Origin of the sequence: Paenibacillus sp. FSL R5-0713 (genome assembly GCF_037973325.1) — a bacterium.
Classification (GTDB): domain Bacteria; phylum Bacillota; class Bacilli; order Paenibacillales; family Paenibacillaceae; genus Paenibacillus.
Window position 1 is genome coordinate 2,868,385 of record NZ_CP150229.1, and the last position, 15,702, is coordinate 2,884,086.

14 protein-coding genes are annotated in these 15,702 nt (G+C 46.2%); 11 read left to right on the forward strand and 3 right to left on the reverse strand.

Annotated elements, in window-relative coordinates; translation table 11 throughout:
• Nucleotides 1-7: 7 nt before the first annotated feature.
• Nucleotides 8-1,726: a hypothetical protein gene (locus MKZ12_RS13090; protein ID WP_339260762.1), complete on the forward strand. Its 1,719-nt coding sequence runs from the start codon at nucleotides 8-10 to the stop codon at nucleotides 1,724-1,726.
• Between the two features lie 64 nt (nucleotides 1,727-1,790).
• Nucleotides 1,791-2,756 (forward strand): TIM barrel protein, encoded by a 966-nt coding sequence (locus MKZ12_RS13095; protein WP_339260763.1) that lies wholly within the window; start codon nucleotides 1,791-1,793, stop codon nucleotides 2,754-2,756.
• Nucleotides 2,757-3,186: 430 nt separating this feature from the next.
• On the opposite strand, the gene MKZ12_RS13100 is transcribed toward MKZ12_RS13095, so the two are convergent.
• Nucleotides 3,187-3,771 (reverse strand): AAA family ATPase, encoded by a 585-nt coding sequence (locus tag MKZ12_RS13100; RefSeq protein WP_339260765.1) that lies wholly within the window; start codon nucleotides 3,769-3,771, stop codon nucleotides 3,187-3,189.
• A gap of 245 nt (nucleotides 3,772-4,016) precedes the next feature.
• On the opposite strand from MKZ12_RS13100, the gene MKZ12_RS13105 reads away from it, so the two are divergent.
• Together MKZ12_RS13105 and MKZ12_RS13110 are read left to right on the forward strand one after the other, a co-directional pair.
• Nucleotides 4,017-4,352: a helix-turn-helix transcriptional regulator gene (locus tag MKZ12_RS13105; protein ID WP_167483549.1), complete on the forward strand. Its 336-nt coding sequence runs from the start codon at nucleotides 4,017-4,019 to the stop codon at nucleotides 4,350-4,352.
• A complete protein-coding gene (locus MKZ12_RS13110; RefSeq protein ID WP_339260766.1) occupies nucleotides 4,349-5,689 on the forward strand; it encodes an FtsW/RodA/SpoVE family cell cycle protein in 1,341 nt (446 codons plus the stop codon). The genes MKZ12_RS13105 and MKZ12_RS13110 overlap by 4 nt, the downstream gene beginning before the upstream one ends.
• 67 nt (nucleotides 5,690-5,756) lie before the next feature.
• Here the strand turns inward: MKZ12_RS13110 and MKZ12_RS13115 are convergent, their stop codons facing one another.
• Nucleotides 5,757-7,541, reverse strand: coding sequence for an ABC transporter substrate-binding protein (locus MKZ12_RS13115; RefSeq protein ID WP_339260767.1), 1,785 nt, complete (start codon nucleotides 7,539-7,541; stop codon nucleotides 5,757-5,759).
• A 135-nt stretch (nucleotides 7,542-7,676) separates the two neighbouring features.
• Here MKZ12_RS13115 and MKZ12_RS13120 point away from each other — a divergent pair, with 135 nt between their 5' ends.
• The 3 genes from MKZ12_RS13120 (at nucleotide 7,677) to yidC (ending at nucleotide 10,563) form a co-directional block, all read left to right on the forward strand.
• Nucleotides 7,677-9,296 carry a DUF4173 domain-containing protein gene (locus tag MKZ12_RS13120; protein WP_339260768.1) on the forward strand — a complete coding sequence of 540 codons (1,620 nt, stop codon included), beginning with the start codon at nucleotides 7,677-7,679 and terminating at the stop codon, nucleotides 9,294-9,296.
• A 92-nt stretch (nucleotides 9,297-9,388) separates the two neighbouring features.
• Nucleotides 9,389-9,739, forward strand: a complete 351-nt coding sequence (locus tag MKZ12_RS13125) for a hypothetical protein (protein WP_339260770.1) — start codon at nucleotides 9,389-9,391, stop codon at nucleotides 9,737-9,739.
• The gene (yidC, locus tag MKZ12_RS13130) at nucleotides 9,676-10,563 is read left to right on the forward strand and encodes a membrane protein insertase YidC (RefSeq protein WP_339260772.1); all 888 of its coding nucleotides are present in this window, start codon (nucleotides 9,676-9,678) and stop codon (nucleotides 10,561-10,563) included. Before MKZ12_RS13125 ends, yidC begins: the two co-directional genes overlap by 64 nt.
• A gap of 182 nt (nucleotides 10,564-10,745) precedes the next feature.
• Here yidC and MKZ12_RS13135 read toward each other — a convergent pair whose 3' ends face one another.
• The gene (locus tag MKZ12_RS13135; RefSeq protein ID WP_339260773.1) at nucleotides 10,746-11,855 is read right to left on the reverse strand and encodes a LuxR C-terminal-related transcriptional regulator; all 1,110 of its coding nucleotides are present in this window, start codon (nucleotides 11,853-11,855) and stop codon (nucleotides 10,746-10,748) included.
• Between the two features lie 129 nt (nucleotides 11,856-11,984).
• Between MKZ12_RS13135 and MKZ12_RS13140 the strand changes: the two genes are divergently transcribed.
• From MKZ12_RS13140 to MKZ12_RS13155, 4 genes are all read left to right on the forward strand, one after another.
• Complete coding sequence (locus MKZ12_RS13140) at nucleotides 11,985-12,692, forward strand: class I SAM-dependent methyltransferase (protein ID WP_339260774.1); 708 nt, start codon at nucleotides 11,985-11,987, stop codon at nucleotides 12,690-12,692.
• Entirely contained in the window at nucleotides 12,676-13,779 is a 1,104-nt protein-coding gene (locus tag MKZ12_RS13145) for a saccharopine dehydrogenase NADP-binding domain-containing protein (protein ID WP_339260776.1), read from the forward strand. Before MKZ12_RS13140 ends, MKZ12_RS13145 begins: the two co-directional genes overlap by 17 nt.
• Nucleotides 13,780-13,853: 74 nt before the next feature.
• The gene (locus MKZ12_RS13150; protein ID WP_339260778.1) at nucleotides 13,854-14,147 is read left to right on the forward strand and encodes a hypothetical protein; all 294 of its coding nucleotides are present in this window, start codon (nucleotides 13,854-13,856) and stop codon (nucleotides 14,145-14,147) included.
• Nucleotides 14,148-14,225: 78 nt separating this feature from the next.
• A complete protein-coding gene (locus MKZ12_RS13155; RefSeq protein ID WP_339260779.1) occupies nucleotides 14,226-15,518 on the forward strand; it encodes an amidohydrolase in 1,293 nt (430 codons plus the stop codon).
• Nucleotides 15,519-15,702: the final 184 nt, after the last annotated feature.

The following is a 15,702-nucleotide window of genomic DNA, read 5'->3' on the forward strand; positions in this document are numbered from 1 at the left end:
CCATGACATGACACAACGAATGGTAGAGAAGATGTCAAAAGAGCAGCAGTATCTAGTGAATCAGTCCATGTTGATGATGGATAGCTTCTATGACAAGGAAATGGATCTGCTTCGCAGTTTCGAAGAAGAGGATTCATCGCAACACAGCACACGAGCCAGTGCACATTATGCGCTAGGGTTGTTGATTCGAAATGAACCTGGTGATGTGGAACGCGCGATACGAGTGTTCCACAAGGTGCTCGATGTTCAATATGACGCTCCGGATGAGATCTATCACGGAACCTTCGCGACCCGACCTAATGATGTGCATCCACCAGCGGGTCACTATGCTTGGAAATCTTTTGCGCCAGGCACGGCCTATTTCCTGGAACGCACCTTTGAGAAGGTGTCTGCGCAGTTTATCCATAAACTACGGGAAGATGGCTCTCTACTCACAGAGATGGCAGATCCCAAACAACTGAAACGTCTGTTTCATTCGGCAGTAAATCAGGTACTGCCACCGGTCTGGATCAGTTATGATCCCAACTGGCGCGAGTTTATCGCTTGTGTCTGTGTGGTCGTAACTGCCGAATTCTCTGAACTTATGCCAGATACACTCATGAAACGGATGGACCATGCCATGGCATTGGCTGTTCAAGGGTCAATAGAACGAAGGTTATCCGACGTAATCCCCATGAACACCAATATTGAGTTAATGCATATTTTCATCACCCACTACTACGGCCATCGCTTGAACCGAACAGAATGGATTCAGCATTCGGATGAACAGGCAGAGGGATTCATGAAGGAGTTTGAGCAGTTCGACGGTACATTCGCTGAATTCAATACGACAACGTATTACGGGGTGGATCTCTCCGTGCTTGGCATGTATCGAAAGTATGGACTCACTCAACGTTTAGTTGAAATTGGACACCGGATTGAACACGGGCTGTGGAATAACATTGCGCTATATTACAATGCGAACCTGGAGAATCTCTCCGGCCCATTCTCTCGGGCGTACGACATGGAGATGCGAGAGCATAGTTCGATCGGTGTATTTATCTATCTTTTGCTCGGTGAAGGCTATGAATATCTGGCAGGAATCAACTGTGAGTCAGGTCATGATCCACTGATTGCACTCCTTGGGGTGGATGTGCCCGCGGAAGCCGTGCCTTATTTCAAGGCTCATCAAGCGGATCGGCTTGTGCAGAAACAGTTCATGGAACTGTGTGAGCGCAATGATCCAACGTCCAATCGGAATCTATGTACGGCCAAAGCATGGATTGGTGAGGACCGGATGATCGGAGCCATGTCGGGAAGTGTGAATACCAATGGCCAGATGCATCCCGCCACAATTCACTGGCAGACGGAGACGGGGGAGCGTTATTATCTCCGCTTGATCCGCCGTGAGGTAGGCGAGGGGTGGAACAGTCATCTGCGCGGAGTGACGTTTGATGCGGATCTCACGCCAGATTCGTTAACCATTGATGTCGTTTTGGATACAGAGGAAGAAATCGACGTTTATTTTGAAATCAGAGGGCCTTCCCTTCGTCAGGAGGATATTACGCCAGCGTTATGGCAGTTCCCTGGACTTACGTGTACCGTGAAGACTGAGGCGCCTGAACCATCCGTATTAATGTACTCGAATCACGTGGAGATCATCTATCGATATGTGCCTGGAAGGACTGCGAACAAGATGAGATTTGAATTGACCCTTCGTGAAGACAATGGACAGAGGAATGAATAGATAGAGACAGATAGAGATAAATGGAATATGAATAGGGATGAAATGAGAGGCAGGAGGAACAATCATGTACACGGACAAGCAGGAATATTCGTTTTCAACATGTTGGAACATCAAACGTCATACGACCGGACAAGGCATGATTGAAGAAATCAAATCTCTTGGATTCAGACAGGTTGAACTGAACTACAACGTCACGGAAGAGATGCTGAAGACAATAGAACCGATGATTGAACGAGGAGAAATCGGTGTATCCAGTGTGCATAATACATTTCCGCATGTGACTGATCCAGATTATGGGACGGATTCCGTCCTGCTCGGATTTGATGATGAGCCGCGCCGCAAACGAGCGATTGAACTGTTACTTCGCTCTGCCGAGTATGCACATCGTTATGGCGCCAAGGCTGTTGTTGTACATCCGGGTGAGGTTCCGTTTGAATACAATATAGATGAAGCGTTGAAAAAGATATACCACGATCAAGGGCCGGACTCCCCGGCGTATCAATCTTTATGGCAAGAGATGCTGGAGAAGCGGGAAGATGGCAGCGCACATTACCTGAGCCGGATTCAGGAGAGTCTGGAAGAGGTATGTGACTTGTCGGAGCAGCGGGGATATGGAGTGAATTTTGGTATTGAGACTCGTTCACGCTGTTATCAGATGCCGACTTTGCATGAAGCGGGAACGATTATTGGACGCATGAAGGGCGCGCCGCTTGGTCTATGGTACGATATTGGTCACGGCATGATGATGGATCGAATGGGACTGTACGATAATGTACGTGAGGCTAACGCGTTGATTGATCACGTGGTTGGCGTGCATATTCATGAAACCGTAGGGTTGGCAGATCATTGGTGTCCGTACATTCATAGTAAAGACATGACTTTCTTTGATTCATTTTTGGATATTATCGACCGTTCACCAGTGAAAGTATATGAGCTGAAGGCCGCTTGTACACCGGAAGAGATTGATGAAAGTCATGGAATGATTACGTCTCGCATTGCTGAACGTCATGCGGCGCGTCAGCGCGGATAAAGGGAACAAGTATATTTTATGCTCAGCACATATGTTGGGAAATGTTCATCTTACGGATGGACTGGGTTATGAGAGGCTATTAAATGAAAAAGGGATCAGTTTCATCGGCCTGTGAGGCTTGGTGAGACAGATCCTTTTTTTATATTTGGAGAGCTAACGAACCTGACACACCCTATTTCAAGTATATGAGCCATATTAAAATCGTAACGAATCTGAGACAGCTTATCTCTTTATTTTTAGCGCATTGCTGCCAATTTGTACTCGTATTCGGCCGCTTAGTGTTGCTGAGGTTCGTTAGAATTTCTATGTCAGTTCAAAACAGGTAATAAGGTGCCTCAGATTCGTTAGAGTTCAAGAAGTAAGTCACAACTTGGAGAGAGTTGCGTTTATTCTACCTATTATCAAAGCAAGATGAGTGAGTTATTTCTTTTTACTTGTACATTCGTCGTTCAAGTTCGACATAGGCAGTCGCAGGATCATCACTGGAATTATCAATATAAGCGACGGATGAAGCAGGGAGCGGCCAGGCTACTTCTTTTCGGACGAGAGAAGCTGTGAAGGCATCCCAGTTTGCAAGTTTCCATTCATCCAATGGAGATTGTCTCGCTGTAATCCGCTCGTGATACAACGATTCATTCTCCAGATAAATATAAGCCACCCGCACATCCGTGTCTTCCAGAGAACGCTCAATTCTTGCAAGTTCCTGAGCAATCCAATCCGGGGTTCCGATTTCTTTGGTAAATGGCCCGACAACGATCGTGTCGATACCCAACTGAACGTTATCCAGAGCTGCGTCCATCGTAATGCGGTACCCAAGATCACGGCACAGCCGCTTGTATTCAGGCGAATCCCGGTCGGATGGATCGAGTCCCTGAAGGGTCATAATTGCCTCAGCCGCGGGACGAAGCAGGATATCCATATCGAAGAAAGCCGCTTTATGTTTACGGGAAAGGGCTTTGGCAAGGGTGGTCTTGCCACTTCCGGCCCCGCCGAGAAAGAAGATTAGTTTGCTCATGATTGTAATGCCTCCTTAACTAGATTCAAAAAATAAGATATGTAATGGAATTATACGAATAGATAGATTCATCATTAGAGTACGTGAAAGAAAGGACTTGTTTATTTTAACATAAATAAAGAAGGTTGATAGCTAGACAGAAAAGGAAGGATAAGGTAATATCATACCTAGTTGTTCTATGCATAGGTTTTCGATGTATATGATCAGAAGAGATTTAAAAGTATGAAAAGGAAGGAGTGAGCGCGTTGCAGGTTAACAAACAAATGATTAAGGGTAGTACCGAGACACTAATCCTAACTTTATTGAAGGAACGACCTTTGTACGGTTACGAATTAATTAAGGAATTACATCGTCAATCTGAGGGTGTGTTTAATCTGAAAGAGGGCACGTTATATCCTATTTTGCATGCCATGGAGATTGAAGGATGGGTAGAGTCGTACTGGATGGAGGTTGAAGGCCGTAAACGTAAATATTATTCGATTCGTGACAAGGGCATGGAGGCCTTAGAAAGTAAAAAAGCGGAGTGGAATTTGTTCCGTAGAGCTGTGGATCGGGTGCTTGGGGAAGGAGGCCTGACATGACGAATCGAGATGAACGAATTCAGCATTATCTTGATCACATGTGTGTTCAGGTGAAAGCTCGCGAAGTACATAACGACTTGCGTGATGAGTTGGGTAACCACATGGAAGAGATGATTCTGGACAAAGAACAAGAAGGTTACAAAGAGGAAGAAGCAATTGCATATGCCATTGAACAGATGGGTGATCCAGTTATTGTAGGCAAGAGTATGCACCGGTTACATCGTCATCGAATGCATTGGGGGCTGTTAACGGGACTTGCCAGTTTGCTAATCATTAGCCTGCTGCTGACATGGATTTATACGACAAATATCTCAGTTGAAAGGTTTCAGTTTTTGTATAAAAGTCATTTGATCTACACTATTTTTGGTTTAATACTGATGGTGTTTTTGATGTATTTTGATTATCAGAAATGGAAAAAATATGCCTGGTGGATCTATATTTTGTTAAGTGGTATGTTGTGGATTAATCCGCTGGTATCACCGTCTGATTATGGTGTACAGCGGTTCTGGAGCGTATTTGGGTTAACCATTGATCTCACGACGATATCCATGTGGGTATTGCCCCTCGCCATAGGTGCGATTATGCTGGATAAGCTGCGTACGAAGTGTGACGTACAATCCGTCTCAACTTATATTCTTCTTGTGGCTTTGCCGTCTTTTAGCCTGTTACAAGCTTCAGATTGGGTACGATTGTTTCCATTCGGAACAGCAACTATTATCTTGTTTGCCTGGATTACACGAAAATGGCTTTATACGTTTGTAGGGGCTGCAATTGCGGGACTTATCACTATGATGCAATTGTTTTTGAGTGGTGAGTACAGGCGGTTTGAGAGACTCACTGCCGTGTTTAATCTCCAAAATGACCCGCTAGGACATGGTAGCTATAACCAATCAATTATGAGTATTCTTCATTCCGCCGGATGGTGGGGAAACGGTTCTGCGACTTCTTTTGACCATCACTTTAAAGGGTATTATATGGACTACCCTGGTGTAATGTTTATTGATGTATTTGGTTGGTTAGCAGGCATCTTGTTGTTGTTTGGTATCGTATGGTTTCTTGCTAGTATGCTGAAAATGCTACCTCATGTACTCGATGAATTTGGTCGCATGATCGTGTTTAGTATTACAATGATGTTCGCATTGCAAATGTTTTACTCGCTGGCGATGACTACGGGAAAGGTTCCAGTTGTTAGCGTTACTTTCCCTTTTATTGGTTTCGGTTCTCATCTGATCTTAGAATACGCCATGATGGGTTTACTTCTTGGAGTATATCGACGCAAAGACACTATTTCGTTGAGAAAGAAGCCTCGACAGCCGATCACGACAATGTCAAAATAATTTTAAAAGACGCTCGATCGGATGGTACCACTATATAAAATAATATAATACGATGTTTAATGAGCATTCACGGAAACCAGATATGACGCAGGTTCACCCAGCCTTGGCTGTTAAAAGATAGGCCACGCACGGAAGGCAGATAAGCCGTCTCTACCGGTTTTTCAGATAAATGGAACAGTAAATTCTGACCGACCAAGAATTGTTCAATTCGGTCTAATTCAGAAGTTCGCTCTGCTGCAATCGGAGAAGCAATAATGGTTTGCAACATCTCATGAATCTGTATACGAGCAGAATCTTCCAGATGCTCAGACAACGTGGAATAAAGATCATATCTGCGCAGTTCTTCGTCTCTGTCCCGAATCAGAGAAAAGAGAATCAGATCAGATTTCAGCCGCAGATCTCCTTTGAACTGCTCCATCGTGCCTGTGCGGACGGTACAGGAGTAACCGCACTGCTCCAATGTAGATGCCAGTTGTTGGGCATCCCTGCGATACTGTGGAATGGTTGCAATGTGCAGGGAGACGGGACCAGTCGAAGTGAGTCGTTTGGTATTCTCTCCAAGTCCCTCATGCTCAACCATTTCCGTATTCACCTTACTAAAATCAGGTACCAAAACCTCAGAGTCATCTGCATGTCCGTCATCTCTATACATTCCAGCAAGACATGACTGGACGTGTGCTCTTACTACCGGATCGTTTAACGGTCCGGTTTTTTGCGTATTACACGTGAGTAATTTATGAACCATCACACCTGCGCTAATCTGAGTCCAGTCTGCACCCTCGGACGAAGACGGATTATGGACAAGATGGAAGAACGGAGTTTCGATCTCTTGACTATCGTCCATTTTGGCCGAGGCACTCCACGGAATTTGCAGGATATCTACCCGGTCCATATGTGCTCTACCCTGAAAATACGATGAAAAGGCTTCAAGTCTGCACAAGTGATCATCCCAGGCCGTGACCTTGAACGGTCCCGTCCCGACAGGTTTTTGCATTGCATGCAGATCACCCGCATGATTCATCTTCTGTTCGTGTGTTCCCGGTGAGGGTACAATCGCCGCACGACTTGTTGTAAGAAAGGACAAAAATAATTCGTGAGGTTTTTTAAGCCGGAAACACACGGTTAAAGGACCTACCGCTTTAATAGATAGAATCTGTTTACTCACATCACGGTACAGTGTTCGGAGGTCTGTAGATTGCAACCGTTCAAACGTATGCACAATATCATGGGACGTCAGCATCTGACCATTGTGAAATGTAATGCCTTTTCGTAAATAAAACGTCCAGGTCTGTCGGTCTGCACTGACATCCCAAGTATGAGCGAGACAGGGGAGAATCTCCCCTTTTTCACCACGTTGAACCAACCCGTCAAAGACATGGCTGGTCACAAAGGATTCAGCCAACAGATTAATGTACAGCGGATCAAGCGCATGAAGCTGTTGGCGCAGGGGTAGCCGTAGTGTATCAATCTGCTCATTATTGGTGCCGGCTTCTGTATGATGTCCCGAATACCCGAGCAACCACTGGTTTAGATGATCCTGCATGGTTGTTGAACTGGAGAATGCACTCACCTGCTCGGCAGCTTCCTGCAATTCCCGGCGATTCATGGCTTGCATCATGTATTCAGCCGCGATTTGATCGGCCGGAACAAGCAAAGTCAGTGATGAACGACGACCGCGGCCACGTTGGGAAACCCAACTAATCCAGTCATGAGCAACCATCTTTTTGACAATCGTTAATGTATTACGATGCGTGCAATCGAGCAATTCAGCGAGGTCGGCAAGCGTAAGTTCATGTTCTGTGTGGTGACCGTATTGGCGATGTAACAGCAGATATTGCTGATGTATTTTCAAAGTGATGATTCCCTCCTGGAGGTGAACTCTGACGTATTCCTCTAAAATAAGAAGTTTTATCGTTTTTAATTTCTATTTATATTCCTATTTTATCATCTAGAATATAGCATAGAAAGGTTAATGGAGGTTTTTCCCATGATTGATAAAATATTGGCTTCACCGCATCGTGCTCTAATCACGCTACTGTCTGCATGGATACTTGCTATCATTCACCAGTATTTATTCTATGGTAATGATTTGGGCGTATCGTATCCGATCTTTGTCATTCTCTTATACGTGTTTATGTATCTATTTGTACGGGATCGTATGAGGTCTTTCCAGTGGATTGATGCATTTGTGGCGGGTGTTGTGCTGTTGTTATCGCTAACGTTCCTCTTATACGACAACGAACTGCTGCGTGTACTTAATTTTCTAGTTGTACCGGGCCTGATCATCTTACATATGACGTATCTAATGGGTAGAAAACAGAAGCAGTGGTGGGAGATCGGGTTGATTGGTACGGCGATTGACCATTTACTGCCTCAAGCCATACGTCATTGGGGGACTGTTGGGGCCATTGCTGTGAGAGCAAGCGGTCGTGGCATAGGCAAATCACAGAAAACGGTTGTTTTTAAAGTGCTCATCGGTCTTGTGGCGTCTTTGCCTATCCTCATTGTAGTTGTCGCATTACTGTCTTCAGCTGACGGGGTCTTCGATCAATATTTATCTGGTTTCCCGGAGTGGTTAAATCAATTAGCTTTTACACCAGGACTGCCAAGAATCATCTGGATGTTCATCGGAGGTATATTGTTATTCGGTTATGTATGGGGATTTGTCCAGCCGATGCAATATGAGACAGAGAAGAGAGAGAATGCACATTGGAAAAGTGGAGCAGCAACCACGCTTGATAAGCGTGATCACACTTATATATACTCTCCTGTGGATCCACTCCCTAAGGGTCAGGTTACGAATAAAATTACTCCCGAGCCTGAACGCACTCCGGTTCTTCGAGGACCATTCAGATTGGACCCCATCATTGTGGGCACCATGCTGATCGTCATCAACTGTGTGTACGTTATGTTCGTACTTGTACAGTTTTCGTATCTGTTTGGCGCGGGAGAGGGGCATCTTCCGGTAGATCTGTCTTACGCTGAGTATGCGAGAAGTGGGTTTGCGGAGCTGATTCTCGTTACGGGTATTAATTTCTTTATTCTTATTGTTGCAGTGCAATTCACGCGTCCGAGTGGAAAAGTAGGCATGATCGTGCATCAGGCACTTCTCCTGATTCTGGTCAGCTGTTCAGCAATCATGTTGTATTCCGCGTTTATGCGGCTAAATCTGTATGAACAGGCATATGGATATACGTACATCCGGTTCCTGGTACACGCATTTATGATCTTTCTCGCACTTCTGTTGCTGATTGCCGGCCTTCGTATACGTTATACGTCGATTCCGTTGATCCGTTGGTATATTGTGCTCGCACTGACTGCATATGTTGCCGTCAATTATGTGGGCATGGATCGCAGGATTGCCGAATTGAACATAGAACGTTACCGTCAAACTGGCAATATTGATGCATCCTACCTGGCAAGTCTATCGGCAGATGCGACTCCGTTACTTCGAGAGTTTGCTCTGAAGGAGTACCCGGATCTCAAGAGAGAAATGCTGGAACGTCAAGCCTATCTGGAGAGGGATACATCCAATCGTTCCTGGCCTTCTTATAACGTTGCAAAACACAGAGCTGAGCTAGAAATGTCCAAATTGAGAACGGAATAGTTGAATACTGGCTATTTTCACGAACGGATTTATGCAAAAACAATATGTAAGTGTTATAATATAAAAACTAACCTATAAAGGGGGTGAATCCCTTGTTTGAACTGCACGAGTTATTACCATATTTATTCTCGATTGGACTCATCTTCACCGTCAGTTATGCCTATATTGCCCATCTTCATTGTGGCATGACGGAGTACTGGATGGAAGGTGGCGTCGGTGGTGGACTTGAACCTGTACTTCCCGCCCTGTGTTTGGACAGACAGCACAGACAGGAAGACTGGAGCCGCATGATTAGACGAAGAGAAGCGCCCGATGAAGATGAACCAGATTGTCATTCCTCGTTGAACGATTGGTCAACAAATCAACGAGGAGGATATATATGGAACATAAGACGAACAAGGGATTCACTTTTACATCGGGCAAGGGACGGATCTATGGCCTGATTGCTATTTTGTTTGCAGTCATGCTGCTTGCCGGATGCAGCAACAACGTGTCGGAGATTACCTCATCGACACCGGGATTTTTTAACCATTACATTGTATTTCCACTGTCGTATCTGATTCAGCATATTGCCACCATATTTAATGGAAGCTATGGGGTGGCGATTATTGTGATCACACTGGTCATTCGTCTAGCACTGTTGCCATTGATGATGCGTCAAGCGAAGTCCCAGCAGGGAACACGAGTCATCATGAACGCCATGAAACCCGAGATGGATGCCCTCAAGAAAAAATATGAAGGCAAAAATGACCCTGCTGATAAGCAAAAGCTGTCTCAGGAAACGATGGAGCTATACAAGAAACATAAGTTTAATCCGCTGAATATTGGTTGCTTGCCGATGCTCATTCAGTTGCCTATACTTTCAGGTATTTATACGGCTATCCGACTTACACCGGAGTTGTCCTCCCATTCGTTCCTGTGGTTCAAACTGGGTGCACCAGATTACGTGCTCGCTGTGGTGGTCGCGGTCATTTATCTGATTCAAGCGAAGGTATCCCAAGCTAATATGGCGCCTGAACAGCGAAAACAGTTTGCCATTATGGGATATCTCTCCCCATTAATGATGGCATTCTTTTCTCTAACAGCCCCTGCAGCCATGCCGCTCTATTGGACGGTTGGGGGTTCGTTCCTGGTACTACAGACGTTATTATTCCGCAAGATGTACCCTGTAGAACACCCGCAGGAGCCTGTAATAGTGGAAGTGAGTCAGAAAAAGAATAAAAAATCTGGTTCATCCAAATCTACTCGGAAACCTGCAAAGTCGTAGGAAAAGATATGGACGTAATCATTGCATCGTCAAGATATTTAGTACGAACGTGTTATATCGCAAAAGCCTAAAAAAGAAGCCGATCCTTTAGGATTGGCTTCTTTTTTTGCTGTATGCAAGAAACAATGTAGATTAAAGGTACTCGCTATTCTATTGAGCAGTTATTCTTCTGTTCTGTCACGTCATATTGCCGGTTCATTCGACAGTTGGAAACGGGAAACGAAATACCAGATGAGCTCTCGACGTGAGGATACCTTGGTTTTGGCGAAAATCGATTTCAAATGATCCTGAACGGTGTAGACAGAAATATGCATCGCTGCAGCAATCTCTTTGGACGAATAGCTGCGAAGCACATAACCGAGCAGTTCCCGTTCTCGACTGGATAATCCATGGCTCTCGGCAAGCAAGGGCAGCAAATCCTGCGGCATCGCCTGCTCCAAACGAATAGCGATCTGATCTGGTCCTGTAATCTGTTGCATAAGACTGGCATGAAGTATGAGGTAACGGCCATCCGGAAGCTGGATACAGACTTTGGAGGGCGATTCGGGAGTGAGTTGAGTATCGTCAGCCCGTTCTACCCGATTCTTGCGCTGCAAGTGCGAACTCACTGCACGTACCGGGCGGGGCAGAACATCCGGCCCTATATGTTCCAGCATACGCAATTGGGACAGCCAATACTCTGCCGGGGCGTTCAGGGATAAGAGCTGGAACGTATCCGAGGTGATCATAATCCCGGGTTCCTCAGGACTTCCACTCGTGATTTCCTCCACAAGGGTCAGACTTGTGGACCGCAGCATCGATGCAATCGAAGCAGTCCAGGTCTGAATCAGCAACCGTTCTTCTTCTGTAAAAAAAGAATTCTCAGTCTTGCGATACAGCGTCAGATATCCCCAACAAGCGTCTCCACTGACGAATACGGCGCGCAGTTCATCACCGAACCCCGCTGGCTGAAGAATGTTGATATAACGTGGGCTTTGTTCATGCTGTGCGTTCATGGCCGTGTGAAGTATAGCTGTATGTTCACCGCTGCGAATTAACTCAGCGTATTTATGTATATCTTCTTCCATGTATTCATTGATGAATAACCGATCATGAATAGCTTCAATGCCTTCTTCTGTCACAGCTCCAGTGGAGAGAAGAGTCAAAGGATCAACGGTGGTGAAACAGTATGCGTCGTACGGTACAACCGATTGGATCTGTTTGAGAACAGCTTCCCGGTAGGTACGTGAGGTCCAGGTTCCTTTTTCAAGAGAAGTGATAAGTCTGTGGCTCCGGTCAATAGGTGATGTCAACAAGGTTTCTCCTCTCTCTATGTGAATATCCCAATGTTCTGGGATTGTAGGCTCAGCGTATCCTTCTATAATGAAATTAGACGAACAACGAGTCAAGTCTAACTTCAATTCAAGAGGAGCGCGGTGCCCATGAATCACAATCCATCACCGATGAGCTGGGAAACAGCAGATGTTCATCGTTACGAACAATCGATAGCCTTGAAAATTCCGGGTTATTCTCATATGCATGATCTAATGGAACGGCTGCTTGCAGCATGTTTTGCGGATAACAACGAAATTCATATACTCGTTGCTGGAGCTGGAGGGGGAAAAGAATTAGCTCTGATGGGTTCACGCCATTCCAACTGGATGTTCACGGGAGTAGATCCTTCGCTGCCGATGCTGCAACTTGCTGAGAAACGAGTCGCGGAAGCGGGTATTGGCTCCAGAGTGACGCTGCAACCTGTCACGGTTGAAGGATTGCCGGAGGATATTTTATATGATGGGGCGACAAGCATGCTCATGTTGCATTTTCTTCAAGGGATGGAGGCCAAAAGAACGTTTCTGAACAGCCTTGCAGCGAGACTTAAACCGGGTGCACCCCTAATCATTGCGGCTGTAAATGCCGATCTTCGTTCTCCGGCACATTCAATCATGATGCAAGCTTGGCAGGATCACATGCTCAGTGTGGGTGTGCTTCCTGAAGAGTGGGAGCGCTTTGCTGCTTCCCTGGGCCGTGAATCCGATCCAATATGCTCTGAAGAGATGACTCAGCTACTGACCGAATGCGGTTTCTCACATATTACACGTTACTTCGGGGCGTTCTGGGTGGAGGGGTATTATGCAATTCGAAACTAACGTGAAGCCTATGAAAGATCAGATCTGGGTCGTTGGCGGTTATGGTCAAGTAGGGCAGATGATATGTACTCAACTGGGACGTTTGTTCCCGGGGAAAGTATGGGCTGCGGGTACACGCATGAACCGTGCGGAAGAATTCAGCAGGTCTACAGGTGGTGCGGTACTGCCGCTACAACTGGATGTGACCAAACCTGTGGAGCCGTCCATGTTACGGTCTGTGAAGCTGGTCATCATGTGTGTCGATCAGAGTGATACCCGGTTTGTTGAATCCTGTGCACAAGCCGGAACCGATTATATTGATATTTCTGCAAAGTATGATTTTCTCGCTCAGGTTGAACAGCTGCACACCACAATGCAACATTCCAAATCGACCGCAATACTCAGCGTTGGACTATCACCGGGAGTAACAAACTTGCTTGTACGCGAAGCGACCATGCATATGGATCAGGTGGAGGAAGCAGACATTACCGTGATGCTGGGACTTGGAGAGAAACACGGAAAAGCAGCCGTGGAGTGGACGGTTGATCAGATGAATGCCACCTACCAGGTGATGCAAAAGGGCAAGCTTACGGAGGTGCAAAGTTTCGGAGATGGCAAAAGGATCGATTTTGGAGCGGAATTGGGTAACCGGAAGGCGTATCGATTTAACTTTTCGGACCAACACGTGGTTGCTCGGACCTTACGTATTCCAACCGTATCGACCAGACTATGCCTGGATTCCCGCTGGATCACAACATCCATGGCAATCTCCAAACGTATAGGGCTGTTTTCCCTGCTGCGTATCCCGTCTATTCGGAATGGAACAGTGAAGGCCTTTGGTCTTATTCCAGGAGGAGAGCCGATGTATGCGGTCAAGGTCGATGCCATTGGGCGGGAAAATGGGGAACGAATCCGCGTCGAACAATTGCTTGTTGGCGATAAGGAAGCAGATGCAACAGCAGCCGTAGCAGCAGCAGTGGCCGAACATGTATATAAAATAGAGTCAGCTTTGCCGCATGGTGTGTTTCATATCGAACAGGTTCTCTCGTTGCAGGACATTCAGGATGCACTTCATGCGCCACTAAAGGTGACGACCAGGATCACCTAGTTTCATATTCTTTTGCTGGCACCCTCCGATCTGCTATGATGTAACAATAATCATGGCATGAATGGAGGGAGATCATGAACTGCGTTGCTGTATTACCTTATTACAAAGTACAGAGAGAAGTGACGGGTCTCGCCCAAGAGATTGAAGTGAATGCCCGTTCGATGATTCTGTATTCAGATAAAATCGTGACCAAATACCGTGAGTTCAACATCACGGAAGTGTTTGATATGTCATTTCGCCGTATGGGTGATGAAGGTGGATTTTTCTATCTGCACACGAGCACTGGAGTATATCCATATATGGTCGAAATCGATCCCAAACCTTTTATACAAAGTTTCAGAAAGATGACGATTCAAAAATTAAAATGACTTGACCTTGCCGTTACGTGAAGGCTTAACCTCGGATATGGAAGGAACGATAACCAATTCAGAGGAGCTGTGAATGTAATGAGTATACTGATTCAGCAAGCTACGATTCTAACGATGAAAGATGCCGATGCCCCCTTTACGGGGGATATTCGTGTTGAAGGAGATCGCATTACGCAGATTGCTGACCACATTTTGCCTCAACCGCAAGATGAGATTATTGATGGCCGCCATAAGATTGCCATGCCGGGTCTCATTAATGCCCACCAACATACACCAATGAGCCTGCTCCGGGGATTCTCGGATGATCTGAAGCTGATGGACTGGCTCGAACGCAAAATGCTGCCTGCTGAAGCGCGGATGAACCCGGAAGATATCTATTGGGGAGCTAAGTTATCCATCGCCGAGATGATCCGTTCGGGTACCACTGCATTTGCCGATATGTACATTCATATGAACGAGATTGCCGAAGTGGTCAAGCGAACAGGTATCCGGGCATCGCTCACACGCGGAATGGTATTCATGGAGGACGATGGGGGACGCAGGTTGCAGGAAGCGATTGATCTTGTAGAGCGCTGGTCTGGAGCCGCCGATGGGCGAATTACAACCATGTATGGACCCCACTCTCCTTACACATGTCCCGTAGAGCCACTCCGTGAAGTCATTGCTATGGCTGTCAAGGAGGATATCCCGCTGCATATTCATCTGGCTGAGACGAAAGAGGAAGTCGTGAAGATTCGTGAACGTTATGGTATGACCCCGACGGAGTATTTGGAAGAGGCGGGGATGTTCGAACAGGCACATGTGTTGCTTGCGCATGGTGTGCACCTCAATCGAAGAGATATCAGCAGATTGAAGGGTATGCGTGGTGGTGTAGCACACAATCCGGTCAGCAATCTGAAGCTAGGGTGTGGAATCGCTCCGATTACCGAGATGTTGGCCCAGGGGATTAACGTGGGGATCGGAACCGATGGAGCGGGAAGTGCCACAACCGTGGATATGTTCGAGGAGATCAAAGCGGCGACCTGGCTGCAAAAGCTAGACTATGGCGATCCCACACGCTTGCCAGCCAAGGACGTTCTACGCATGGCTACACGCGGAAGTGCTATTCTGCTTGGTTTACAGGATGAAGTGGGTGTACTTGAGGTGGGGCGCAAGGCGGATCTGATCCTGATCGATCTGGCGAAACCACATCTTCAACCGGTACATGAAGTAGAATCGTTACTGGCTTATAGTGTAAACGGTGCGGATGTGGATACCACGATTGTGAACGGTCAGATCCTCATGCAAGGCAGGAAGTTGTTAACGATTGATGAGGATGAACTCTACCGTGAGGTGAAGGTTAGAGCCAAAAGGATTGTTGAGGGAATTTAATTTTTAGTGAATTTAATCCAAACTGGAAAAATATTTGTGCTCAAAACGCTATGGAGGCTTACTCCATGGCGTTTTTTGTCGAATTACAACTGGGAATAGTTCCATGGTCCTGTTCAGAATTGGTTCAGAATGACTCGTTATACTGAGCGTGTAGTTGTTCAAATTAGAAATGTACACGAGGAGG

Bases quoted from the DNA above. Each gene is read 5' to 3' on its own strand.
- MKZ12_RS13145 (WP_339260776.1), top strand. From the start codon at position 12,676: ATGCAATTCGAAACTAACGTGAAGCCTATGAAAGATCAGATCTGGGTC.
- MKZ12_RS13090 (WP_339260762.1), top strand. From the start codon at position 8: ATGACACAACGAATGGTAGAGAAGATGTCAAAAGAGCAGCAGTATCTA.
- MKZ12_RS13120 (WP_339260768.1), top strand. From the start codon at position 7,677: ATGATTGATAAAATATTGGCTTCACCGCATCGTGCTCTAATCACGCTA.
- MKZ12_RS13110 (WP_339260766.1), top strand. From the start codon at position 4,349: ATGACGAATCGAGATGAACGAATTCAGCATTATCTTGATCACATGTGT.
- MKZ12_RS13095 (WP_339260763.1), top strand. From the start codon at position 1,791: ATGTACACGGACAAGCAGGAATATTCGTTTTCAACATGTTGGAACATC.
- MKZ12_RS13140 (WP_339260774.1), top strand. From the start codon at position 11,985: ATGAATCACAATCCATCACCGATGAGCTGGGAAACAGCAGATGTTCAT.
- MKZ12_RS13155 (WP_339260779.1), top strand. From the start codon at position 14,226: ATGAGTATACTGATTCAGCAAGCTACGATTCTAACGATGAAAGATGCC.
- MKZ12_RS13150 (WP_339260778.1), top strand. From the start codon at position 13,854: ATGAACTGCGTTGCTGTATTACCTTATTACAAAGTACAGAGAGAAGTG.
- MKZ12_RS13100 (WP_339260765.1), bottom strand. From the start codon at position 3,771: ATGAGCAAACTAATCTTCTTTCTCGGCGGGGCCGGAAGTGGCAAGACC.
- yidC (WP_339260772.1), top strand. From the start codon at position 9,676: ATGGAACATAAGACGAACAAGGGATTCACTTTTACATCGGGCAAGGGA.